Genomic DNA, 22,544 nt, shown 5'->3' on the forward strand with positions numbered 1-22,544 from the left:
GTTGCGCGCCGTGGCGCTCGGGGGCGGCCACGGGTTGCAGGCGAGCCTGGCCGCGCTGCGGCAGTTGACCTCCGATGTGACCGCCGTGGTCACGGTCGCCGACGACGGTGGCTCCTCGGGTCGACTGCGTCGCGAACTGGGCATGCTGCCTCCGGGAGATCTGCGCAAGGCACTGGCCGCCCTGTCGTCGGCCGACACGTCCGGGCAGATGTGGTCGCAGGTCTTCGAGCACCGCTTCGGCGGCAACGGCGCGTTGGCCGGGCACGCGGTGGGCAATCTCGTGCTGGCGGGGTTGCTCGAAGTGCTGGAGGACCCGGTCGAGGTGCTGGATCAGGCCTGCTGCCTGCTCGGGGTTCGGGGCAGGGTGCTGCCGATGTCGGCCGCGCCGGTGGACATGGAGGCCGACGTCACCGGGTTGGACACCGACCCCCGAGCGATTCGCACGATCCGGGGACAAGTCGCGATTGCAAGTACACCCGGTCGGGTAAAAGAAATTCGTCTCTTCACGACCGACGGGCAACGCAAGCAGCCCATCGCCACCCCGGAGGCGGTCCGTGCCGTCTTCGACGCCGACGTGGTGGTACTCGGCCCCGGATCCTGGTTTACCAGCGTTCTTCCGCATGTGATGGTGCCCGAACTGCGCGAGGCGCTGGTGACCACACGGGCTCACCGCCTCGTCGTGCTCAATCTCGTCCCCCAGCCCGGAGAGACCGCGGGCTTCTCACCGGAACAACACCTCCACGTACTCTCACAGCACGCACCGCGACTGCGGGTGGACGCGGTCCTGGCGGATACGGCTTCCGTGCCCACTCCTGATCGTCTTCGCGCTGCGGCGGCGGAGCTGGGTGCGCAGACTTTGCTTGATCAGGTCGCCACATCGGCATCACCGGGCAGGCACGAGCCCGGTGCGTTGGCGGCGTGCCTGGCGGCCGCACTGGAGAGGAGGACGGATTGGTGGCGATGACCTCGGCGGTCAAAGACGAGCTGAGCCGGTTGCCGGTGACCAAGGCATGCTGCCGGAAGTCCGAGGTGTCCTCACTGCTGCGCTTCGCCGGCGGCCTGCACATCGTGGCGGGACGCGTGGTGGTGGAAGCCGAGCTGGACACCGGTTCCACCGCGCGGCGACTGCGTGGGGAGATTCACGAGCTGTTCGGTCACCACTCCGACGTGCACATGATCACGTCGGGAGGCTTGCGCAAGGGCACGCGTTACGTGGTGCGCGTGGTCCGGGACGGCGAGAGCCTGGCCCGCCAGACCGGCCTGCTGGACCCGAGGGGACGCCCGGTGCGCGGGCTGCCCGCGCATGTCGTGTCCGGAGGCGCCTGCGACGCAGAGGCGGCGTGGCGCGGTGCGTTCCTCGCGCACGGGTCGCTGACCGAACCCGGCCGGTCGTCGTCACTGGAGGTGACCTGCCCGGGACCGGAGTCGGCGCTGGCGCTGGTCGGGGCCGCGCGCAGGCTGGAGGTGCAGGCGAAGTCGCGGGAGGTCCGGGGAGCGGACCGGGTCGTGGTGCGCGACGGGGATGCCATCGGGGCGCTGCTGACCCGCCTCGGGGCGCACACGAGCGTGCTGTCCTGGGAGGAACGCCGTATGCGGCGCGAGGTCCGCGCCACCGCCAACCGCCTGGCCAACTTCGACGACGCGAACCTGCGACGCTCGGCCCGCGCGGCCGTGGCCTCCGCGGCACGGGTCGAGCGCGGCCTGGAACTGCTGGGGTCCTCGGTGCCGGAGCACCTGCTCGTCGCGGGTCGGCTGCGTCTGGAACATCGGCAGGCGTCCTTGGAGGAGCTCGGACAGCTCGCCGACCCGCCGATGACCAAGGACGCCGTCGCCGGGCGGATCCGGCGGCTGCTGGCGATGGCGGACAAGCGTGCCCGCGAGCTCGACGTGCCGGACACCGAGTCCGCGGTGACGGCCGAAATGCTGGATGCCCACACCGCCACGCACACCTCCGCGCGCACCGATGCCCAGGCCGAGGTGTGAGACCTGCACGATCCCGGCTCCCGGCCGCGCGGACCCGCCCGGTCGAGCGATAGGGTGGTGGCGAGTCCATCAACCGCTCACCCGCCGCGTTGCCGGCCGGGTCAGTCACGAGGAGAGATCGGCGTGACCGTTCGCGTAGGGATCAACGGCTTCGGTCGGATCGGACGGAATTTCTGGCGTGCGGCGGCCGCCAGCGATCACGACATCGAGGTCGTCGCCGCGAACGACCTGGGCGATGTCGCGACCATGGCGCACCTGCTCAAGAACGACAGCGTGCTGGGTCGGCTCGCCGAAGAGGTCAGGGTGACCGACGAGGGCATCCAGGTGGGCAACAAGACCATCAAGATCCTGGCCGAGAAGGACCCGGGCAAGCTGCCCTGGTCCGACCTCGGCGTGGACGTCGTCGTCGAGTCCACCGGTTTCTTCACCCAGGCCTCCGACGCTCGCAAGCACGTCGACGAGGGTGGCGCCAAGAAGGTCATCATCTCCGCTCCGGCCAAGGGCGAGGACATGACCGTGGTACTCGGCGTCAACGACGACCAGTACGACGGTTCGCAGACCATCATCTCCAACGCGTCCTGCACCACGAACTGCCTGGCGCCGATGGCCAAGGTGCTCAACGATTCCTTCGGCATCGACAACGGCCTGATGACCACGGTGCACGCCTACACCGCGGATCAGAACCTGCAGGACGGCCCGCACAAGGATCTGCGACGTGCGCGTGCCGCGGCGGTCAACGTCGTGCCCACCAGCACCGGTGCGGCCAAGGCGATCGGTCTGGTGCTGCCGGAGCTCAACGGCAAGCTGGACGGCTACGCGATGCGCGTGCCGGTGCCGACCGGCTCGGTCACCGACCTGACCGCCACGCTGAACACCGATGCCACGGCCGAGGAGGTCAACGAGGCATTCCGGGCGGCCGCCAACGGGGGCGCCCTCAAGGGCATTCTGCGCTACAGCGAGGAGCCGATCGTCTCCAGCGACATCGTCACCGACCCGGCTTCGACGATCTTCGATGCGCCGCTGACCAAGGTGATCGGCAACCAGGTCAAGATCGTCGGTTGGTACGACAACGAGTGGGGTTACTCCAACCGGTTGGCCGATCTCGCCAATCTGGTCGGCTCGAAGCTGTCCTGATTCGAGGTACCAGGGCCGTTTCGTAGCGGCATGCTCAGCGGAACCTCAGGCGCCGCCTCGACTGTGGGATCCCCGACATCATGTGGCCACCCACACCACGTCGGGGCTGTCCGCGCGAGGCGACGCCTGAGAACCCGCGGCGGTGCCGGTTGCGTGCATGGTGAAAGCGGATGGCACCGCTTGCGGAACTGCCCTGGAAGAGCCCATTCGGACCGTTTTCGGCCGGGATCGACTTTTCCCGGAACCTTGGCGAGGAGCGACAGGCGTGAAAAACCTCGACGATCTGCTCTCCGAGGGGGTGCAGGGCCGGTACGTGCTCGTGCGTGCCGACCTCAACGTCCCCCTGGACGGCGAGACCATCACCGACGACGGCCGTGTCCGGGCGTCCGTGCCGACCATCGACAAGCTCGCCTCCGCCGGCGCGCGGGTCGTGGTCACCGCCCATCTGGGTCGCCCGAAGGGGGCGCCGGATCCGCAGTTCTCCCTGGCTCCGGTTGCTCGCCGGCTCGGTGAGCTGCTCGGCGCCGAAGTGGCTCTGGCCGACGACGTGGTGGCCTCCTCGGCCCATGCCGTCGTGAGAGGGATGGCCGACGGCTCGGTCGCCCTGCTGGAGAACGTCCGTTTCGACGCGCGGGAAACCAGCAAGGACGACGCCGAGCGCGAGGGTCTGGCCGACGACCTGGTGGGCCTGGTCGGCAGCGATGCCGCTTTCGTCTCCGACGGTTTCGGCGTCGTGCACCGCAAGCAGGCCTCGGTCTACGACGTGGCGAAGAAGCTGCCGGGATTCGCGGGCGGCCTGGTCCTGGACGAGGTCGACGTCCTGCGGACGCTGACCGGGGACCCGCAGCGCCCCTATGTCGTCGTGCTGGGCGGATCGAAGGTCTCGGACAAGCTCGGCGTGATCACCGCGCTGCTGCCGAAGGTCGACAAACTGGTCATCGGCGGGGGCATGGCCTACACCTTCCTGGCGGCCCAGGGCCACGATGTCGGCGGCTCGCTGCTGCAGGAGGATCAGATCGCCTCCACGCGGCAACTGCTCGACGAGCACGGTGACAAGCTCGTCCTGCCGGTGGACGTCGTGGTCGCCGACCGGTTCGCCGCCGATGCGCAGACCCAGGTGGTGCCCGCGGAATCCATCCCCACCGGTTGGCAGGGTCTGGACATCGGACCGCGGAGCGCAGATCGGTTCGCCGAGCTGCTCGGCACGGCACGCACGGTGTTCTGGAACGGTCCTGCCGGGGTTTTCGAATTCGCCGCGTTCGCCGAAGGCACCCGGAAGGTGGCCCGTGCCATCGCGGATTCCGATGCGTTCAGCGTCGTCGGCGGAGGTGACTCGGCCGCGGCCGTGCGCAGCCTGGGACTGCCCGAGGACGGTTTCTCGCACATCTCCACCGGGGGCGGGGCCTCCCTCGAATTCCTGGAAGGGCAGGAACTCCCCGGTGTCGCGGTCCTGGAAGGAAGAGGCTGAGCATGGCCAGGCAACCCCTGATCGCCGGTAACTGGAAGATGAACCTGAACCACCTCGAAGCCATCGCGTTGGTGCAGAAGGTGGCCTTCGCGTTGCCGGAGAAGTACTTCGACAAGGTGGAGGTGGCGGTTCTGCCGCCGTTCACCGACCTGCGCGGCGTGCAGACGCTGGTCGAGGGCGACAAGCTGCTGCTCCGGTACGGGGCGCAGGACGTTTCCGACCAGGACTCCGGCGCTTACACCGGTGACGTGTCCGCACCGATGCTGGCCAAGCTCGGCTGCAGCTATGTGGTGGTGGGGCACTCGGAACGCCGGGAGCATCACGCCGAAACCGACGAACTGATCAACCGCAAGGCCCGTGCGGTGCTCAAGAACGACATGGCGCCGATCCTGTGCGTCGGTGAGCAGCTGGAGGTCCGCGAGGCGGGCAACCACGTCGAGCACTGCACCACCCAACTCCTCAACGGGCTCAAAGGGCTCAAGGCCGATCAGGTCCGCAGGACCGTGGTCGCCTACGAGCCCGTCTGGGCGATCGGTACCGGGAAGGTGGCCACCGCCGAGGACGCGCAGGAGGTGTGCGGGGCCCTGCGGACCGCGCTGGCCGACAAGTACGGCACGGAGGTCTCCGAGGAGGTGCGGGTTCTCTACGGGGGTTCGGTGAAGTCGAGCAACATCACCGAGCTGATCGGCCAGTCCGACATCGACGGCGGCCTCGTGGGCGGCGCCAGCCTCAACGGTGACGAATTCGCCAAGATGAGCGCGATGGCCGCGGGCGGCCCGCTGCCATGACGTCCTCCTCCGGGGAGGAAGCGGTGAGCCGGACGGCCGTTCCTCCCCGGGCACCCCGACCCGGTAGGCTGTGGCCGCGAACCGCTGTGCGAACGAGGACGGTATGACACTTTTCCTGCGGATCCTGTTGCTCGTGACAAGTGTGCTGCTGGTGCTGCTGGTGTTGCTGCACCGGGCCAAGGGTGGCGGGCTCTCCTCGCTGTTCGGTGGCGGTATGCAGTCCAGCCTGGCGGGCTCCAGCGTGGCGGAGAAGAACCTCGACCGAGTGACCCTGTTCGTCATCGCGTTGTGGGTCATCTCCATCGTCGGCACCGGCTTGCTGATCAAGCTGAACGGCTGATTGCTTCCGGGCGTGCCCGGCCGGATCGATCCCCCTTCGGACGGCCGTGGGGTGCGGCAGGCCGGCTATCGACCGGTGAACGGGCGGCTTGGTGGGAGGACATATGACCGGTGACAGCACGATCCGGGGCACGCGTCTCGGTGCGGGCCCGATGGGCGAGGTGCAGCGCGGAGAGGCGGCGCCGCGGCAGCGGGTGGACTACTGGTGCGACAACGGTCACCACGTGCAGCCCTGGTTCGCCGTGGACGCCGAGGTTCCGGAGCTGTGGGACTGCCCGCGCTGCGGGCTCCCGGCAGGCCGGGACGAGGGCAACCCGCCGGCTCCTCACCGGCACGAGCCGTACAAGAGCCACTTGGCCTACGTCAAGGAACGTCGCAGTGACGCCGACGGGATGGCCCTCCTGGACGAGGCGCTGAGCAAGCTCGGGGAACGCAAGGGGCGTCAACGCCCCACCGGGAGCTTCTGAAACACGACCCGGTCGGTCGTGTCGTGGACGGTGATTCGCGGCGGGCCGGGCGAGGGGTCCTCGCCCGGCCCGCCGCATGCCGTGTGTGCCACCGAGGACGCGGGTCCGGTCGCGATCGTCGTCGGCCGGCGAGAGAACGGATGTGTGGCGGAAGAACCGTTCCCGCCTTCCCGTGGTACGTCTCGCGTGCGGGTGAAAACGAGACCCGGAGCGCTGCGAGCAAGATCGAAAATTGTCGATCACCGGATCATGCGTCGGCGCTTTCGGGTATTCGTGCCGGGTGAATCGTCAAATCTCGTGCGAGAAATGCATTCGTTTTTGATCGATTCCCTCGACCGGGGGTTTCCGGTGGGGTCGAGTTGTACGGTCCGGATTGCCGATCTAGCTTGAAAAGCGCTGCATTCTCCACCGCACGAGGAAGTGACCGACGATGGCGTGGTCGTCCGGGATCGGCGCGCTCGAATCCGTCGATCGGCTTTTCGAGCGCAGGGTCGAACCGATCAATCATGTGCTCGCGAACGCGGAAAGTGTCGCGCGAACCTGTCATGCCATGGCGCGGCGCTTCCATCACGGCGGAAAGCTCGTCGTTTTCGGTAATGGTGGGCCCAGTACCGACGCGCAACACGTCGCGGTCGAATTCGTCCACCCCGTGATCGTGGGCAAACGCGCTCTGCCCGCCATCTCGCTCACCTCCGATGTCGCGACGGTGACCGGTGTGGCCAATGGGGAGGGGCTGGACGAGGTGTTCGCGCACCAGGTGCGCCACCTGGCGGATCCGAACGATATCGCGCTCGGGATCTCCACCGACGGCAACTGCACCAACGTGCTGCGCGGGCTGCGGGAAAGCCGGAACCGGGGGCTGCTCACGATCGGCATGGCCGGTGGTGATGGCGGGACGATCGGCCGGGCCGACATCGATCACGTTCTCACCGCACGCGCCGACGATCCGCGCGTGATCAAGGAAGTCCACGTGACGATGTATCACATCCTGTGGGAGCTGGTGCACGTCTTCTTCGAGCATCCGGGCGCACTCACCCCGGAAGTGCCCGCATGAATCCCACCCCGCTTCCCGATCCCGTTCCCGCCGGGCGTGCCTGCCACGGCGATACCTGTGTGACGTGCTCCGACGAGGCCGTTGCGGTCACTGTCGTGCGATTGCTCGACGACGGATTCGCCGTCGTGGACACCGCAGCGGGGCAGGAGGAAATCAGCGTCGCTCTCGTGTCGGCCCGGGTCGGTGACACCGTCCTCGTCCACGCGAGCGAGGCCATCGCGATCGTGAAGGAGTAACCACTGTGCGGAGTTCACACGACGACCCGGCCGGCGACGCCACCGCGCTGTATCCGTTTTTGACCACCTCCGAAGGCGACGTCGAAGCCGTGCTCCGCGATGTGCAGCAGTCCACCCGGGACAAGGCGCGCGAGATCTTGGAACTGCGCAGCCACGTGCGCCACCACGAGGGGGAGAAGCTCGTCGACTGCGCGACGGCGATGGCCGAGGGATTCCGCGCGGGCGGCAGGCTGCTGGCGTTCGGCAACGGCGGGAGCTCGACCGATGCCCAGGACATGGCCAGCCTGTTCCTGCACCCCGGCCCCGACGAGCGCCCGCTGCCCGCCATCGGGCTGACCAGCGACATCGCCGTGGTGACGGCGCTGTGCAACGATGTCGGTTTCGACGTGATCTTCGCCCGTCAGATCGGAGCCTTCGGCCGGCGACACGACATCGCGGTGGGGATGTCGACCAGTGGCAACTCGCCGAACCTGCTGCGCGGCTTCGACGAGGCGCACCGGCGTGGGCTGCTGACCATCGGAATCGCCGGCTACGAGGGCGGCAGGATGGCCGAGTCGGACAGCGTCGACCACCTGTTCGTGGTTCCGTCGCCGTCGGTGCACCGGATCCAGGAGGCGCAGACGACGCTGTATCACGCGCTGTGGGAACTCACCCTGCGCTGCCTGGCCGACGAGCAGCAGACCGCCGAGACCGTGCAGGAACCTGCCCGGGCGAGCGAGGAGATCGGGACATGAACCGCCGCGGACGAACCCCGGTATCGCACCGGCGCCCCGTGGCCGGCCGGATATGGGCCGGTGAGCGCCGATGAGCGACAGGAACGAGGCGAGCGCGGTACGAACCGAGGGACGGGTCCTCGAGGCTCTCGACAGGGCCCGACCCTACCTGAGGTCGCATTCCGGTGAGGTCGAGCTGCTGAGCATCGAGGGCGGGACCACGGTGCGCCTGCGGTTGCGGGACAACTGCCACGAGTGCCCGTTCTCGGCCGTGACCACCAAGCTGGTCATCGAGGACACGATCCGCCGGGCTGCGCCCGAGATCACCGACATCGACGTGGAGGGAGCCCTGGCTTGGCAACCGCCGTCCGGAACCGGTCCCGGCGGGCGCCCGTTGCTTCCGCTGATCTCCGCAGAGGTCGAGGTCGGTGGTGACTCCGGGGCCGCGGCCTCTCCGTGGAAAGTCGTCGAGGAGGCCCACGGCCTTGCCGCCGGCGACCTGAGGTCGGTGATCGTGGGTAGCGAATCCGTGCTTTTCTGCAATGCGGGCGGGGTGCTCTACGCCTACCGTGACCGCTGCCCTTCCTGCACCGCCGAGCTGTCCGGCGGGCGGCTGGACGGCGCCGTGCTGGGATGTCCCGCATGCCCGGAGCGCTACGAGGTGCGGCTGGCCGGCCGTGGTGAGCGGCGCCCCGCTCTGCAGTTGATGCCGCTGCCGTTGCTGCCGGGTGACGGAACCGTGCATGTCGCGTTGCCCGCGGAAGGCGTGCCGGAACGACGTCCGGTCGAACAGGCCGGTGTGTGAGTGACGATTTCTCGGAGGTGTGCCGTGTTTCGACGATTGTTCCTCTGGTCCGCGGTGATCGGATTGACCGCTGTCTTCGTCCGGACGATCGGGCCGGACGTGCGGGGCTACATCACAACCAGGCGGATGTGAGGAGAGCGATGTGCCTGGCGATCCCCGGTGAGATCATCGAAATTCTTCCCGACCGCCCCGAGCTGGCCAAAGTGGATGTCAGCGGGGTGCGCCGCAGTATCAACATCGGGCTGCTCGGTGACGACTCTCCCGTACCGGGCGAGTGGGTCCTGATTCATGTCGGATTCGCACTGTCCAAGATCGACGAGCAAGAGGCCCAGGCGGTTCTGGAATTTCTGGAGGACATCGGAAATGCCTACACCGATGAACTCGAGGCTCTGCAGCAGTCCTGGATCGAATGAGGCCGGCCGGACCCACGCTCGAAGGAGCTGACACGTATGCGTTTCGTCGACGAGTACCGTGATGCCGAGAAGGCGCGCGCACTCTCCGCGAAAATCGCCGACTTGTGCGAGCCGGGGAGGCAGTACAAGTTCATGGAGGTGTGCGGCGGTCACACCCACACCATCTACAAGCACGGTCTGGAGGACTACCTCCCGGAGAACATCGAGCTCGTGCACGGTCCGGGTTGTCCCGTCTGCGTCATCCCGATGGGGCGCATCGACGATTCGATCCACATCGCGCGCCAACCGGGCGTGCTGATGACCTCGTTCGGCGACATGATGCGGGTGCCGGGAAGCAACGGATCGTTCTTCGACTCCAACGCCGAGGGCACCAATATCCGCATGGTGTACTCGCCGCTGGATTCACTGAAGATCGCCCGGCAGAACCCGGACCAGCAGGTCGTGTTCATGGCGATCGGGTTCGAGACGACGGCTCCTTCCACCGCGATGACGCTGTTGCGGGCCGAGGCCGAGGGGCTGCGGAACTTCTCGGTGTTCTGCAACCACGTCACCATCATCCCGGCGATCAAGGCGATCCTGGACTCGCCGGATCTGCGGTTGGACGGTTTCCTCGGTCCCGGCCACGTCTCGACGGTGATCGGGTGCCGCCCCTACGAATTCATCGCCCGGGACTACGGCAAGCCGCTCGTCGTGGCCGGATTCGAACCGCTCGACCTGCTGCAGTCGATCTACATGCTGATGCTGCAGCTCACCGAGGGACGTTGCGAAGTCGAGAACCAGTACCGGCGCGTGGTTCCGTGGGACGGCAATCCCGTGGCGCTGCGGACGATCAACGAGACGATGGAGCTGCGCCCGTACTTCGAGTGGCGGGGCCTCGGGTTCATCTCGCACTCGGCCACGCGGCTGCGCGAGCGGTACGCCGACTTCGACGCGGAGCGCCGGTTCGAGCTGCCCGGTATCCGGGTGGCCGACCCCAAGGCGTGCCAGTGCGGAGAGGTTCTCAAGGGCGTGCTCAAACCGTGGGAATGCAAGGTGTTCGGGACCGCCTGCACACCGGAGACCCCGATCGGAACCTGCATGGTCTCGCCCGAGGGTGCCTGCGCGGCCTATTACAACTTCGGCCGCTTCAGCCGGGAACGCGTCAAGGAGGCGAGCAGGGTATGACCGCCGACCACGACCACTCGCCGGAGCAGCTCTCCGGCGTCGGCGCGCAGGCACACCCGGCCAACTGGGTCGAGGAGGCGATGGCCGAGCATCACGCTCGAACCGAGCCCGACCATGCCGCCCGGAGGCCGGACGAGGAATCCCGAAATCGCGAGCAACAGGTTCTCGAGCGCATCGAGAAGGCCAGGAATCGCAAGGCCAAGATCAAGGAAGAGCGGATCACGCTGGCCCACGGCGCGGGCGGCAAGGCGACCCAGACGCTGATCGAGGCGGTCTTTCTGGAGCACTTCCGCAACCCGCTGCTCCAGCGTCTGGAGGACGGTGCCGAATTCGCGGTCGGCCGCTCACGCCTGACCGTCACCACCGACTCGTTCGTGGTGTCTCCGCTGTTCTTTCCCGGCGGCGATATCGGGGACCTCGCCATCAACGGCACGGTCAACGATCTCGCGGTCTCGGGTGCGAGGCCGCTGTACCTGTCGGCGGGCTTCATCATCGAGGAAGGTTTCCCGGTCGCCGACCTGACACGCATCGTGAAGTCCATGGCCGCCGCGGCACAGGCGGCGGGAGTGCAGGTGATCACGGGGGACACCAAGGTGGTGCAGCGCGGCAAGGCGGACGGTTGCTACATCAACACCACCGGTGTCGGGGTGATCGACACCGAACACGAGCTGGGCATCGACACGGTGCGGACCGGGGACTCGGTGCTGGTGTCCGGCCCCCTCGGCGATCACGGCATCACGGTGATGCTGGCCCGCGGTGAGCTCGACATCGACGCCGACCTCGCCTCGGACACCGCCCCGGTGCACGGCCTGACCGCGGATCTGCTGCACTCGGTGCCCGGTGTCCGGGCGATGCGCGACGCGACGCGCGGCGGTGTGGCGACCATTCTCAACGAGGTCGCCACGGCCTCGAAGGTGGCCGTGGTGGTCGACGAGGACCGGCTGCCGGTCCGCACCGAGGTGCGCGGAGCTTCCGAACTGCTCGGGATCGACCCGCTCTACGTCGCCTGTGAGGGCAGGATCGTCGTTGTCGTCGACGGGGAGCAGACCGAGGCGGCCCTGGCGGCCATGCGCGCACACCCGGTGGGCTCCGATGCGGCGGTGATCGGCCGGATCGGGGAGGACCCGCCGGGCCTGGTGCTGCTCAACACCGCCTTCGGGGGAACGCGCATCGTCGACCTGCTCGTGGGAGACCCCCTGCCGCGAATCTGCTGACGAGAGGTGCGGGCAGTGCACGAGTTGGGCATCACCCAGAGCGTGGTGGAGGCGGTGCTCGACGCGGTCGCGGAACCGCGCATCACCCGGCTGCAACTGGAGATCGGCAAGCTCTCCGGTGTGATGCCCGACTCGGTGCGGTTCTGTTTCGACCTCGTCGCGCAGGGCACGGCCCTGGAGGGTGCGTGCCTGGACATTGTGGAGCCCGCGGGCAGCGGTCGATGCCACGCGTGCGGCATCGAATGCGAACTGTCCGACCCGATCGTGCTGTGTTCCTGCGGGAGTGCGGACGTGACGGTGCTGTCCGGGCAACGGTTGCGGGTCAGATCGGTGGAGGTGGCATAGCGATGTGCGGCACGTGCGGATGTTCCGATGAGGCCGGTGTCCGGATCAGCGGTCCGCTGGGCACGGAACAGCACCGCGAGCAGGGGCACGGCCATGGCCACGGTCCCGGGACGGATCCGGAAGCCTCGGGCAGGGCGCGCACGATCCTGCTGGAGCAGGATGTGCTGGCCAAGAACGATCGGCGGGCACAGCGCAACCGCGCATGGTTGGCCGACCGGAGGGTCCTGGCGCTCAATCTCATGTCGTCCCCGGGGTCGGGCAAGACGACGCTGCTCGAGCGCACGCTGCGGGAATCCGGTTCCCGGCTTCCGGTCTCGGTGATCGAGGGGGATCAGGAGACCCTGCTGGATGCCGACCGGCTGCGGGACACCGGATGCGCGGTCGTGCAGATCAACACCGGAGCCGGATGCCACCTCGACGCGGACATGCTGGCGCAGGGATTGTCCTCGCTGGACCCGCCGCGGGATTCGGTCGTGCTCGTCGAGAACGTCGGCAACCTCGTCTGCCCGGCCCTGTTCGATCTCGGGGAGCACGCCAAGGTCGTCATCGCCTCGGTGACCGAGGGTGAGGACAAGCCGCTGAAGTACCCGCACATGTTCCGCGCCACCGATCTCGTGCTGCTGAACAAGACCGACCTGCTGCCGCATCTGGACTACGACGTCGAGCTGTTCACCACGTACGCGAGAAAGATCAACCCCCATGTTCGGGTCCTGCCGGTCTCGGCGGCGACAGGAGACGGCCTTGCCGACTGGTACACCTGGATGCACGAACACCTTCAGATCCCGGAGGGGAGTGAACGCCGACTCTCGCCCGCTCCGGCCGAGTGAAAGTTGACGTTCACCTCGGGAGAACAGCACTGTCGCACCGGTCCCGCGCTCCGGCGACGGCGACCTGGCCGAGACTGATGCCGCCGTCGTTGGTCGGTACCCGCGCGTGCACGAGGACGCGGAAGTCACCGGCTTCCAAGCGCGCCGTGGTGCGCTCCAGCAGCAGCATGTTCTGGAAAACCCCTCCGGACAGCGCCACTGTGGACACCCCGGTGCTCTCGCGCAGCCGCGTACACACCTCGGCGATCATGTCCGCGACCCCGTTGTGGAAGCGCGCCGCGATCACCGGTGCGGCCACGCCGGCCCGCAGGTCCTCGACCACGGCCCGTACCAGATCGGAGCCCGGCACCCGCAGAGGTTCGCCACCGGCGGGAACCGTGACCGGGTAGCTGCCCCGCTCGTCGAGATCGGTGCCTTGTTCGAGTTCGACCGCCGCTTGACCCTCGTAGTTGATCGCATGTCGTACGCCGAGCAGGGCGGCCACGGCGTCGAACAGGCGGCCCGCGCTGGAGGTCGGCGGCGCGCTGACGCCGCGCGCGGCCAGATCGGCCACGGCGGGCCACTGCTGTTCGTTGCGCCGCAGCAGGTCGAGCTCTGCGGGCAGGTGCTGCCCGTAGGCCGAGACGAGATGGGCGACGGCCATCCGCCACGGCTGCCGGATCGCCGTGGTCGCCCCGGGCATCGCGACCGGTTCGAGGTGGGCCAGGCGCCGGAAATCCACCAGATCGGACAGCAGGAACTCGCCGCCCCACAGGGTGTCGTCGGTGCCGTAGCCGAGGCCGTCGAAGGCCACCCCGAGCACGGGGCCGCTTTCGGCGTTGTCGACCAGACACGCGGCGATGTGCGCGTGGTGGTGCTGCACCCCGACGAGTTCGACGTCGTCGAGCCCCTGGGCGTACTTCGTGGACAGGTACTCCGGGTGCAGATCGTGCGCCACCAGCCGGGGGTCGACTTCGAACAGCCTGCGGAAATGCTCGATCCCCTCGGCGAACGAGGCCAGGGTCTCGTGGTTCTCGAGATCGCCGATGTGGTGGGAGACGAAGGCGTGGTGCTGCTTGGCCACGCAGAAGGTGTTCTTCAGCTCCGCGCCGCAAGCGAGTACGTGCCGTGGGAAGTCCCATGCCAGCGGTATCGGCTGCGGGACGTAGCCGCGCGAGCGGCGCAGCAGCATCTCGCGGCCGCGAAAGGAACGCACCACGGAATCGTCGGTGCGCATGTGGATCGCGCGGTCGTGGGACAGGAACACGTCCACGATGCCCGACAGCCGCGCCCGCGCCTGCTGCTCGGTGTAGGCGATCGGTTCGTCCGCAACGTTGCCGCTGGTCAGCACGATCGGTGTGTCGAGCTGCCGGAGCAGCAGGTGATGCAGCGGCGTGTAGGGCAGCATCACGCCGAGCCGGCGATTGCCGGGCGCCACCGCCGCGGCCAGTGCTGTTCCGGTCCGGGCACGCAGCAGGACGATCGGGCGCCGGGGCGAGGTCAGCAGCGCCTGCTCGTCCTCGCCCACCACACACAGGTCTTCGGCCCGCTCCGGCCCGGAGACCACGACCGCGAACGGCTTGTCCTCGCGGTGCTTGCGCTTGCGCAGAGTCGCGGCGGCGTCCTGGTTGGTGGCGTCCACGGCGAGGTGATATCCGCCGAGTCCCTTGATGGCGACGATCTCCCCGCGTTCCAGCGCGGCCACGGCCCCGGCCAGTGGATCTCCCGGCAGCACCACCCCCGCGGCATCGTGCAGCCGAAGCCGCGGGCCGCAGTCCGGGCAGCACACCGGCTGCGCGTGAAATCTCCGGTCGGCCGGATCGTGGTACTCGGACTCGCAGCGAGCGCACATCGCGAACGCCGACATGGTGGTCAGCGGCCGGTCGTACGGAATGTCGCGCACGATGGTGAACCGGGGTCCGCAGTTCGTGCAGTTGACGAACGGATGGCCGAATCGCCGGTCGTGCGGGTCGAGCATCTCGCGCAGGCAGTCCGCGCAGGTGGTGCTGTCGGCGGAGACCAGTGTCCCGCGCGTGCCCGCGGCCTCGCTGGCCACGATCTCGAACGAGCCGCTGCCGCAGGCAGCCAGCTCGTCGGTGGTGATCCGCTCGATCACGGCCAGGGGAGGGGCTTGTTCGGTCACCGAGACCAGGAAACGTTCCACCGCCGCAGTGGTTCCCTCGACTTCGAGGAAAACCCCGTGCACGTCGTTGCCCACGTGCCCGGACAGGCCGAGTCGGGTGGCCAGGGAGTGGACGAAGGGGCGGAAACCGACGCCCTGCACGACGCCCTCGACACGCGCACGCCTGCGAACCCGCTGCTCCATCCGGCCAGTGTCACGCCGTGATCGCCCGGAAGCCATTCGAAAACACCGGAACGGGTGGTGCTCAGCGCAGCATGATCGAGCCGCCGTCGGCCATCGGGACAGGCCCACCCCGGTCCGCTCCCGACAGGGTCCGAACTACCGATCCGGCCGGATGGTCGGTGCTTCCCAGGACGCGAAAGTGGACATGCCGCGCATGCTCAGTGCGGAGGGGATCAGCCGCAGCGCCGCGTCACGCATGACGACGGCCGGCGAGCTGCTCAGCTGCTGGCCGAACCTCCCCATCCGGCGAGATGAGCGGGAGATCGCCTGGCTGCGTGGTCTCCGCAGCCTGTCGTAGCGGTGCAGGATCTCGGGCACGGAATCGTGTGCTGCGGCCGATGCCGCGAGCACCACAGCGTCCTCGATGGCCTGACAGGCACCCTGCCCGAGATTCGGCGGCATGGCGTGCGCGGCATCGCCGAGCAGCGCGACACGGCCGTGGACGTAGCAAGACAGCGGTTCCTCCAGAAAGGAGCCCTCGTGCCGCAGAATCGCCTCGGCGGGCGTGGACGCGATCAGCTGCCCGATCGGATGGTGCCAGGAACGGAAGTGCCGAAGCAGGAACTCCTTGTCCTCGTCGTTCTCGGTGACGGTGTCCGCGTTGATCGACGCGTACCAGTACAGCCGCCCGTCGACCAGCGGGATACTGCCGAACTCGGTTCCCCGCCCCCAGCTCATCCCGAAGGCGGGACTGCCGGGATCGTCGATGACGGCGCGCCAGTCGACTGTCCCGGTCGGGGACGGGCCCGGGTGCCGCGGCCACAGACTCGACCGTATGAGGCTGTGGATGCCGTCGGCGCCGACGACGAGATCGGCGTCGTCGATATCGCCGGAGGACGAGGTGAGTCCGGCGCCCGCTGTGACGCCGGTGATCTCCGTGCCCTGTCGCAGCGACTCCGCCGGCAACGCCTCCAGCAGCGACGCAAGCAGGTCCGCGCGATGCACACCGAGCACCGGGCCGCCGAGCACGCGTTCGGCGGCGGAGTGGTCCATACGCATCAGCCACGTGCCGCGGCGGGTTCGTATCCCGCCCTTGGCCTGCGGTGTGCTCAACGCGCGCATGCGTTCGTGGACACCCAGCGCCCGCAGGGCCCGAACGGCGTTGGGCCACAGCATGATGCCTGCCCCGATCTCGCCGAACCGCGAAGCTCGTTCGGCGACGGTGACCCGCCATCCCGCTGCACGCAGGCCGATGGCCGCACACAGGCCGCCGATTCCGCCGCCGACGACGACCGCATGCGGCCCGCTCATCGGAATCTCCCGGTGCTCTTCTCCACAACCGAGCAATGACACCTGGCAGGACCGTTGTCAACAGGATGCAAGGTTGAGCACTTCGTGGCCGTGCGGCAGCGCCCGGACGGTAGGCTCTGGCGCATGTCGTCGCCGTCCCTGCTCGCGACCAGCGACCTGCACGTTTCCCATCGGGACAACCGTGCGGTGCTGGACGAGATCCGGCCGCGAGCCGATGGTGACTGGCTGATCGTGGCCGGCGACGTCGCCGAGACCACCGAGACGATCATCCGGTCCCTGCGGATGCTGCGGGATCGCTTCGAGCAGGTCATCTGGGTACCGGGCAACCACGAACTGTGGACGACGGGCAGTGACGACACCGGGCTGCGGGGAGTTGCCCGCTACGAGCATCTCGTCGAACTCTGCCGGGACATCGGGGTGCTCACCCCGGAGGATCCCTACCCGGTGTGGGAAGCCGCCGGCGAGGCCGTGGTCATCGCGCCGCTGTTCGTGCTCTACGACTACAGCTTCCGGCCCCCCGAATTGTCGGTGGAGGAGGCGTTGGCCCACGCCCGCGAGACGCGTGTGGTCTGCTCGGACGAGGCGCTGCTCAAGCCCGACCCGTACGCCGACCGGCAGACCTGGTGCAAACAGCGTGTCGCCGAGACCCTGCCGAGACTGGAGGCGATCCCGGAGGAGTGCTCGACGGTGCTGGTCTCGCACTGGCCGCTGCACCGCGATCCGACACTGCGGCTGCGCCACCCGCAGTTCGCCCTCTGGTGCGGCACCGAGCTGACCGCGGACTGGCACCGGCGCTTCCGCGCGATCACCGAGGTGCACGGACACCTGCACATCCCGGTTACCGACCGCATCGACGGCGTTCCGTTCGAGGAGGTCTCGCTCGGGTACCCCCGGGAGTGGCGGCGGCGCACGCGGCATCCCGATCCGCTGCACAGCATCCTGCCGCCCGCCGAGGAGCGCACCTTCGAGAATTTCGTGAGGGCGCACCGGTGATCGAGCGCCTGCTTCCCGACACCGTCGCCTCCGCCGAGACCCTGGGCGAGGATCCGACCGCCTGCCTCCTGCCGGAAGAGGAGCAGTTGGTCACCAGAGCCGTCGAAAAACGGCGGCGCGAGGTCACACTCGCGCGCACCTGCGCCCGGCGCGCTCTGACCGATCTCGGGCGGGACGCGGTCGCCGTTCTCAGCGGCCCCCGGCGAGAGCCGCTCTGGCCCGGCGGCATCGTCGGCAGCATCACCCACTGCGAGGGGTACTGTGCGGCGGCCGTGGCCGAACACGGACCGGTGACCGCGGTGGGCATCGACGCCGAGGTCGCCGACGTCCTGCCCGACGGGGTCCTGGACTATGTCAGCTCTCCGGGAGAACGCGCACTGCTGGAGAAGCTGCCGCAGGACCGGCACTGGGATCGGATCCTGTTCAGTGCCAAGGAAAGCGTCTACAAGGCGTGGTTCCCACTGACGGGGCGCTGGCTGGGGTTCGAGGACGCCGTCGTCAGCATCGATCCGGTCCGTGAGACCTTCCGGGCCGACCTGCTCGTCGAGCCACCCGTGGCACAAGGCCGGACACTGTCCGGCTTCGACGGGCGGTTCCTGGCCGAACAGGGCCTCGTGATGACCGCGGTCACCGTGGCCTCCAACCGTGTATGAACCGACCAGAGGAGCTTGCGATGGACCTTTCGACCGCCGATCTCGCCGACCGCGACGGGGATGCCGTCCGCAGCTGCGACGTGCAGTTCCGCCAGTACGGTGGCCGTTCCGCCTTCGCGGGGCGCATCCGTACGGTGCGTTGTTTCCAGGACAACGCGCTGCTCAAGAAGGTGCTGTCGGAACCCGGGGACGGACAGGTGCTGGTGATCGACGGGCACGGCTCGATGCACACGGCCCTGATGGGGGACCTGATCGCCGAGCTGGGCCGGTCGAACGGCTGGAGCGGCGCGGTGATCAACGGTCCCGTGCGGGACTCTGCGGTGCTGGCCGAGATGGACTTCGGGATCAAGGCGCTGGGCACCAATCCTCGCAAGAGCGCCAAGGTCGGCGAGGGAGAGCTCGACGTGGTGCTCGAGCTCGGCGGGATCAGTTTCGTCCCCGGCGAGTACCTCGTCAGCGATCACGACGGGATCGTGGTCAGCTCCGAGGGGTAACACGGCGGACACCGCGTTCAGGGTCGGCGTAACTCGGGCCACAGCCGTGACCACGGTGTCTCGCGTCCGGAACACAACCACAGCGTCACGTCCTTGTTGATCCCGGTGAAACCGGTTGTGCCGTGCAGTGCCGTGATCCTGCGTACCTGCCGAAAGTGCTTCCGCAACTCACCGGGTTCGTCCCCGATGAACAGGACGGTGTCCGCTTCCTCGGAGGGTGCTCCGAAGTACCAGTAGCCACGGTGCGGGCTGTGGGCGCGCGGCAGCCCGCTCTGCGGGCCGAAACGGTCGAGGGCGCCGGCCTGCCAGTAGTGGTCGGTGAGCACGGCGGTGTCCTGCCGGGTCTCCGGCGGCAGGGAGCGGTAGGTATCGGCGACCGTGCTCGTGAGTTGCCGCCATCCCGCGCTTCCCAGGGACAGCACGTTCGCGTGTGCCGCCCACGGCAACGACTGGGCGGCGACGGTGAGGGCGAGGACCAGGGAGGCCGAGAGCGCGTAGGACGGCCAGGTGAGAACCCAGCTCCACCACCGTGCGGGCGGGTGTCGCTGGAGTTCCACCGCCGCCGCGGCCCAGCACAGCGGGAAAAGACCCGCACAGTAGTAGTACCGGCCACCGGCGAGCAGGAAGAGGAGAGTCACCCCCACGCAGGTCCAGCCCAGGAATCGGTAGGCCCGCAGGTGCGGCGAGCGCAGGAGTCTCCACAGGCCGTAGCAGACCAGGACCGCGCCCACGGCGACACCGGCAGTCAGCACCGTCAGTGGCAGGAAGGCCGGCCGGCCACCTGCCCACGCGGCCACTTCGACCGCGACCATGCTCGCCACCTGCAGTTGCGGCCAACCGTGGGCGACCTGCCAGACGAGACTGGGCAGCGTGGCCAGTACCGCCAACGCGGCGCCGACCCACAGTGCAGGCCGCCGGAGCAACTCCCGGGGCCCCGTCAGCAGCAGGCTCACCCCGAGCGCGAGCCAGAACGCCACGATCAGGTACTTGTTCTGCAGGGCAAGAGCGGTGACCACGCCGAGCCAGAGCAGCGGCCGGGCGTGCCGCCGCCGGACCCACCGGACGAGCAGCAGGGTCGTCACCGCCCAGAGGAACGCGTCCACGGTCGGGGTCAGCAGCAGGCGACCGGACGCGAGGGTTTGCGGCGAGACCGTGTATGCCGCTGCGGCCAGCAGCTGGGCCCGGGGCCGCCCACCGAGCTCCCGCGCGAGGAGTGCGGTCACGAACACGCCCGCCGTGGTCAGCGCCATCGCGGGCAGTCGGAGCCCGAGCCGGGATCCTGCGAAGACGGTGTCCATTGCCCTGGCCAGCAGTGGCAGCAGCGGTGGTTGATCGGCATATCCCCAGCTCGGGTGCTGCCCTGCCGCCAGGAAGTACAGCTCATCGCCGTGGTAGTCGTAGACACCGCCGGTGAGCACCAGGACGGCGAGCAGGCCGCCGCCGAGAGCCAGCAACCCCCGGTACGGCAGTGCAGCCAGCGGAGGACTGCCCGGCGGGACCGTGCCCGTGCCGCGGGATGCGGGTGTGGTCACGGTGCCTTGTCGCCGCGGGCCGGTCGATGCGGAAACGTTCGGGGGACCGTTGTGGCGGCGCGCAGGCTCCAGGTGAGTCACCCGCGCAGTATGGGGTGGCTCGCCGGGATCGACCATGTCGACCGTGCCGCATCACCCGACCTTGTGATCAAGGAACGCCGACGGTCTCGCCTCGACGATCCTCACCCGAGAAGACTCGGTGGTTGCCACTCCTCGCCGTGCAGGTGGTGGGCGAGGAAGGCGAAGATCGTGGAATACCAGACCTTCGCATGGTTCGGGGCCAGGACCCAGTGGTTTTCGTCCGGAAAGAAGAGGAACTTGTGCGGTGTCGAACCGTCCTCCGTCTTCGACCGGGACGAGAGGTCCCACCACAGCCGCAGGCCCTCGCCGATCGGTACCCGGTAGTCCTTGTCACCGTGCACGACGAGCATCGGCGTGGTGATGGCGTCGGCGAAATGGTGCGGTGAGTGGGCTTCGGCCATCTCCGGGGTCATCTCCCGCCCCGACTCGTGCGAGCCGTCGGTGGTCGCCAGGAACTGGTCGAGCGCCCAGATCGAGGCGTGGGTGACGATCGCCGCGAATCGGTCGGTGTGCCCGGCTACCCAGTTGGCCATGTAGCCACCGAACGAGCCGCCCATCGCGGCGGTGCGATCGGAGTCGATGTCGTCACGGTTCTGCGTCGCCTCCGTCATCGACATCAGGTCGGTGTAGGGCACATCACCCCAGGCGCCCCAGCCACGCCGGATGAAGTCGATACCGTAGCCGGTCGACAGCGCGAAATCGGGCTGCAGGACCGCGTAGCCCCGCGCCACCGCGACCCAGGGATTCCAGCGCCACGACCATGCGTTCGCCGAGAAGAGCGGACCGCCGTGGATCCACAGCAGCAGGGGAGCGGGCGAATCGGTTCCAGCGTCGTGCGGTAGCGAAAGCCACGCTCGTAGCTGTGTCCCGTCCGCTGCGGTGGTGGTGACTTCCTCCAGACGTCCGGGCAGGCCGATGGTCGTCCCGAGCGCCTCCACCGGGTCCGGCAGCCCCGTGACGGCGGACCCGTCGAGAGCCACGCGGACCGGAGTGGGTGGGCTGTCGATCGCCGAGCGCAGCGCGTGGACGCGACGCCCGTCCGGGGACACCCGGACGTCGCTGAATGCGCCGCCGTGTGTCAGTCGGGTGACCTGGCCCGTGTCGGCGTCCACGCGCCACAGCGGTGAGTGGCCGTGGTCGTCGGCGGCCACGATGAGCGCCTCGCCACTCGGTGTCCATTGTGGTGAGTGTGGCCGGCGGTCCCACTCGGAGGCCAGGGCTTCGACACCCCCGCCGGCGACGGGGACGATCCCCAGCCGGTAATCGTCGGGCTCGTGCGGGGTCGGCCGTCTGCGGACCTGGACCGCGACGCGCGTTCCGTCCGGGGAGACCCTGGGCGAGTCGTACTCGTGGTCGGCAGCATCGGCGAGCGTGCGACGCTTGCCGGTCGCCACGTCGATCGCCACCAGCGTGTACCGCTGTGAACCGGCGGGTTCGTCCACCGCCCACATGGTGATCACGGTATTGCCGTCCGGTGTGACGTCCCAGGTGCACTCGTCGCTCAACGCGTGACCGACGTGGCCGGTCAGGTCCCGAAGGTCCAGCAGGGCTTCACCGGCCGTGACCTCCTCGGAGAGATCGGCGGCCAGCAGGCGGATTCGGTCCGGGCCCAGGTCGTGATCCCAGTGCCGGACAGGATACTGCTCGTGCAGGATCGCGGAGACCGCCGATTCCGTGCGTCTCGCGCGGACCTCCTTGTCACCGTACTCGTCGGCGGCCGCAGGCATCATCGGTGAGCCGATCACGACTGTCCCGGTCTCGCTGACGACGACGCCACGCACGCCGCCCGGCGGGCACGCGACGACCTTGGCATCGCCTCCATCGGCGCGCTGCAGCCACAGGGCCGTCGTCGCCGCTGCCCCGTCGGGCCCTCCGTCGGGATCCGGCCGTTCCGAGAGGAACAGCAAGTCTCCCGATGGTGTGAAGGCCGCTGCCGACTCGCCTCGGGCGCTGCGGGTCAGCCGCCGAGCCGAACGGACCCCGTCGGGATCGACCTCCCACAGCGCCGTTGTGTAGCGGGTCTTCTTGCGGTCGGGCGTCGCTACACCGACGACGACCCGGCGGCCGTCCGGCGACAACCACAATCCCTCGACCCGGGGGAGAGCAACGTAGGCGTCGAGATCGGAAAAGGGGTCGACGGGAGGTTCATCCGAGTCGGATTCGGTGATCACCGAATCTTTCTACCACCGCATGCCGATTGACGTCAGGGCTTTTTCGCATGGGTGCCGGCTGGAGGGAGCCTCTCA

Annotated in this window: 23 protein-coding genes; 19 read left to right on the forward strand and 4 right to left on the reverse strand. The window is 68.6% G+C overall.

What is annotated here, in order from left to right; translation table 11 throughout:
- The first annotated feature begins 1 nt into the window (after position 1).
- From DFQ14_RS15910 to hypB, 16 genes are all read left to right on the forward strand, one after another.
- Entirely contained in the window at positions 2 to 964 is a 963-nt protein-coding gene (locus DFQ14_RS15910) for a gluconeogenesis factor YvcK family protein (RefSeq protein ID WP_114454210.1), read from the forward strand.
- Positions 955 to 1,983, forward strand: a complete 1,029-nt coding sequence (whiA, locus tag DFQ14_RS15915) for a DNA-binding protein WhiA (protein ID WP_114454092.1) — start codon at positions 955 to 957, stop codon at positions 1,981 to 1,983. Before DFQ14_RS15910 ends, whiA begins: the two co-directional genes overlap by 10 nt.
- A 123-nt stretch (positions 1,984 to 2,106) precedes the next feature.
- Positions 2,107 to 3,117: a type I glyceraldehyde-3-phosphate dehydrogenase gene (gene gap, locus DFQ14_RS15920; RefSeq protein WP_114454093.1), complete on the forward strand. Its 1,011-nt coding sequence runs from the start codon at positions 2,107 to 2,109 to the stop codon at positions 3,115 to 3,117.
- Positions 3,118 to 3,382: 265 nt separating this feature from the next.
- On the forward strand, positions 3,383 to 4,585 hold the full coding sequence (locus DFQ14_RS15925; protein WP_179951596.1) for a phosphoglycerate kinase: 1,203 nt from the start codon (positions 3,383 to 3,385) through the stop codon (positions 4,583 to 4,585).
- A 2-nt stretch (positions 4,586 to 4,587) separates the two neighbouring features.
- Positions 4,588 to 5,373: a triose-phosphate isomerase gene (tpiA, locus tag DFQ14_RS15930; protein ID WP_114454095.1), complete on the forward strand. Its 786-nt coding sequence runs from the start codon at positions 4,588 to 4,590 to the stop codon at positions 5,371 to 5,373.
- 103 nt (positions 5,374 to 5,476) lie between these two features.
- Complete coding sequence (secG, locus tag DFQ14_RS15935; RefSeq protein WP_114454096.1) at positions 5,477 to 5,713, forward strand: preprotein translocase subunit SecG; 237 nt, start codon at positions 5,477 to 5,479, stop codon at positions 5,711 to 5,713.
- Between the two features lie 103 nt (positions 5,714 to 5,816).
- The gene (locus tag DFQ14_RS15940) at positions 5,817 to 6,179 is read left to right on the forward strand and encodes an RNA polymerase-binding protein RbpA (protein WP_114454097.1); all 363 of its coding nucleotides are present in this window, start codon (positions 5,817 to 5,819) and stop codon (positions 6,177 to 6,179) included.
- Between the two features lie 430 nt (positions 6,180 to 6,609).
- Entirely contained in the window at positions 6,610 to 7,233 is a 624-nt protein-coding gene (locus tag DFQ14_RS15945) for a D-sedoheptulose-7-phosphate isomerase (RefSeq protein ID WP_114454098.1), read from the forward strand.
- Positions 7,230 to 7,469 carry a HypC/HybG/HupF family hydrogenase formation chaperone gene (locus DFQ14_RS15950; RefSeq protein ID WP_114454099.1) on the forward strand — a complete coding sequence of 80 codons (240 nt, stop codon included), beginning with the start codon at positions 7,230 to 7,232 and terminating at the stop codon, positions 7,467 to 7,469. Before DFQ14_RS15945 ends, DFQ14_RS15950 begins: the two co-directional genes overlap by 4 nt.
- A 5-nt stretch (positions 7,470 to 7,474) precedes the next feature.
- Complete coding sequence (locus tag DFQ14_RS15955) at positions 7,475 to 8,203, forward strand: D-sedoheptulose-7-phosphate isomerase (protein ID WP_114454100.1); 729 nt, start codon at positions 7,475 to 7,477, stop codon at positions 8,201 to 8,203.
- Between the two features lie 70 nt (positions 8,204 to 8,273).
- On the forward strand, positions 8,274 to 8,987 hold the full coding sequence (locus DFQ14_RS15960) for a NifU family protein (RefSeq protein WP_114454101.1): 714 nt from the start codon (positions 8,274 to 8,276) through the stop codon (positions 8,985 to 8,987).
- A 140-nt stretch (positions 8,988 to 9,127) separates the two neighbouring features.
- The gene (locus tag DFQ14_RS15965) at positions 9,128 to 9,400 is read left to right on the forward strand and encodes a HypC/HybG/HupF family hydrogenase formation chaperone (protein ID WP_114454102.1); all 273 of its coding nucleotides are present in this window, start codon (positions 9,128 to 9,130) and stop codon (positions 9,398 to 9,400) included.
- Between the two features lie 36 nt (positions 9,401 to 9,436).
- Entirely contained in the window at positions 9,437 to 10,564 is a 1,128-nt protein-coding gene (gene hypD, locus DFQ14_RS15970) for a hydrogenase formation protein HypD (RefSeq protein WP_114454103.1), read from the forward strand.
- Positions 10,561 to 11,778, forward strand: a complete 1,218-nt coding sequence (hypE, locus tag DFQ14_RS15975) for a hydrogenase expression/formation protein HypE (RefSeq protein WP_246195602.1) — start codon at positions 10,561 to 10,563, stop codon at positions 11,776 to 11,778. The genes hypD and hypE overlap by 4 nt, the downstream gene beginning before the upstream one ends.
- 15 nt (positions 11,779 to 11,793) lie before the next feature.
- On the forward strand, positions 11,794 to 12,123 hold the full coding sequence (locus DFQ14_RS15980; RefSeq protein WP_114454104.1) for a hydrogenase maturation nickel metallochaperone HypA/HybF: 330 nt from the start codon (positions 11,794 to 11,796) through the stop codon (positions 12,121 to 12,123).
- Positions 12,124 to 12,125: 2 nt separating this feature from the next.
- The gene (hypB, locus tag DFQ14_RS15985) at positions 12,126 to 12,950 is read left to right on the forward strand and encodes a hydrogenase nickel incorporation protein HypB (protein WP_114454105.1); all 825 of its coding nucleotides are present in this window, start codon (positions 12,126 to 12,128) and stop codon (positions 12,948 to 12,950) included.
- Between the two features lie 10 nt (positions 12,951 to 12,960).
- Here hypB and hypF read toward each other — a convergent pair whose 3' ends face one another.
- Together hypF and DFQ14_RS15995 are read right to left on the reverse strand one after the other, a co-directional pair.
- On the reverse strand, positions 12,961 to 15,255 hold the full coding sequence (hypF, locus tag DFQ14_RS15990; protein WP_114454106.1) for a carbamoyltransferase HypF: 2,295 nt from the start codon (positions 15,253 to 15,255) through the stop codon (positions 12,961 to 12,963).
- 135 nt (positions 15,256 to 15,390) lie between these two features.
- The gene (locus DFQ14_RS15995; RefSeq protein ID WP_114454107.1) at positions 15,391 to 16,545 is read right to left on the reverse strand and encodes an FAD-dependent monooxygenase; all 1,155 of its coding nucleotides are present in this window, start codon (positions 16,543 to 16,545) and stop codon (positions 15,391 to 15,393) included.
- A 123-nt stretch (positions 16,546 to 16,668) separates the two neighbouring features.
- Between DFQ14_RS15995 and DFQ14_RS16000 the strand changes: the two genes are divergently transcribed.
- The 3 genes from DFQ14_RS16000 to rraA are packed head-to-tail and all read left to right on the forward strand — an operon-like array spanning position 16,669 to position 18,685.
- Positions 16,669 to 17,538, forward strand: coding sequence for a metallophosphoesterase family protein (locus tag DFQ14_RS16000; RefSeq protein ID WP_114454108.1), 870 nt, complete (start codon positions 16,669 to 16,671; stop codon positions 17,536 to 17,538).
- A complete protein-coding gene (locus tag DFQ14_RS16005; protein WP_114454109.1) occupies positions 17,535 to 18,191 on the forward strand; it encodes a 4'-phosphopantetheinyl transferase family protein in 657 nt (218 codons plus the stop codon). Before DFQ14_RS16000 ends, DFQ14_RS16005 begins: the two co-directional genes overlap by 4 nt.
- A gap of 20 nt (positions 18,192 to 18,211) precedes the next feature.
- On the forward strand, positions 18,212 to 18,685 hold the full coding sequence (gene rraA, locus DFQ14_RS16010) for a ribonuclease E activity regulator RraA (RefSeq protein WP_114454110.1): 474 nt from the start codon (positions 18,212 to 18,214) through the stop codon (positions 18,683 to 18,685).
- 17 nt (positions 18,686 to 18,702) lie between these two features.
- On the opposite strand, the gene DFQ14_RS16015 is transcribed toward rraA, so the two are convergent.
- A complete protein-coding gene (locus DFQ14_RS16015) occupies positions 18,703 to 20,217 on the reverse strand; it encodes a glycosyltransferase family 39 protein (protein ID WP_158546710.1) in 1,515 nt (504 codons plus the stop codon).
- Positions 20,218 to 20,399: 182 nt separating this feature from the next.
- Entirely contained in the window at positions 20,400 to 22,469 is a 2,070-nt protein-coding gene (locus DFQ14_RS16020) for a prolyl oligopeptidase family serine peptidase (protein ID WP_114454112.1), read from the reverse strand.
- Between the last annotated feature and the right edge of the window lie 75 nt (positions 22,470 to 22,544).

Source organism: Halopolyspora algeriensis (assembly GCF_003337235.1).
Lineage (GTDB): Bacteria > Actinomycetota > Actinomycetes > Mycobacteriales > Pseudonocardiaceae > Haloactinomyces > Haloactinomyces algeriensis.

Excerpts from the sequence above, each read along its gene's own strand:
- tpiA (WP_114454095.1), top strand. The coding sequence starts at position 4,588 with ATGGCCAGGCAACCCCTGATCGCCGGTAACTGGAAGATGAACCTGAAC.
- DFQ14_RS15965 (WP_114454102.1), top strand. The coding sequence starts at position 9,128 with ATGTGCCTGGCGATCCCCGGTGAGATCATCGAAATTCTTCCCGACCGC.
- DFQ14_RS16000 (WP_114454108.1), top strand. The coding sequence starts at position 16,669 with ATGTCGTCGCCGTCCCTGCTCGCGACCAGCGACCTGCACGTTTCCCAT.
- secG (WP_114454096.1), top strand. The coding sequence starts at position 5,477 with ATGACACTTTTCCTGCGGATCCTGTTGCTCGTGACAAGTGTGCTGCTG.
- hypF (WP_114454106.1), bottom strand. The coding sequence starts at position 15,255 with ATGGAGCAGCGGGTTCGCAGGCGTGCGCGTGTCGAGGGCGTCGTGCAG.
- DFQ14_RS15940 (WP_114454097.1), top strand. The coding sequence starts at position 5,817 with ATGACCGGTGACAGCACGATCCGGGGCACGCGTCTCGGTGCGGGCCCG.
- DFQ14_RS15945 (WP_114454098.1), top strand. The coding sequence starts at position 6,610 with ATGGCGTGGTCGTCCGGGATCGGCGCGCTCGAATCCGTCGATCGGCTT.
- DFQ14_RS15995 (WP_114454107.1), bottom strand. The coding sequence starts at position 16,545 with ATGAGCGGGCCGCATGCGGTCGTCGTCGGCGGCGGAATCGGCGGCCTG.
- hypD (WP_114454103.1), top strand. The coding sequence starts at position 9,437 with ATGCGTTTCGTCGACGAGTACCGTGATGCCGAGAAGGCGCGCGCACTC.
- DFQ14_RS15960 (WP_114454101.1), top strand. The coding sequence starts at position 8,274 with ATGAGCGACAGGAACGAGGCGAGCGCGGTACGAACCGAGGGACGGGTC.
- hypB (WP_114454105.1), top strand. The coding sequence starts at position 12,126 with ATGTGCGGCACGTGCGGATGTTCCGATGAGGCCGGTGTCCGGATCAGC.
- hypE (WP_246195602.1), top strand. The coding sequence starts at position 10,561 with ATGACCGCCGACCACGACCACTCGCCGGAGCAGCTCTCCGGCGTCGGC.
- DFQ14_RS15950 (WP_114454099.1), top strand. The coding sequence starts at position 7,230 with ATGAATCCCACCCCGCTTCCCGATCCCGTTCCCGCCGGGCGTGCCTGC.
- rraA (WP_114454110.1), top strand. The coding sequence starts at position 18,212 with ATGGACCTTTCGACCGCCGATCTCGCCGACCGCGACGGGGATGCCGTC.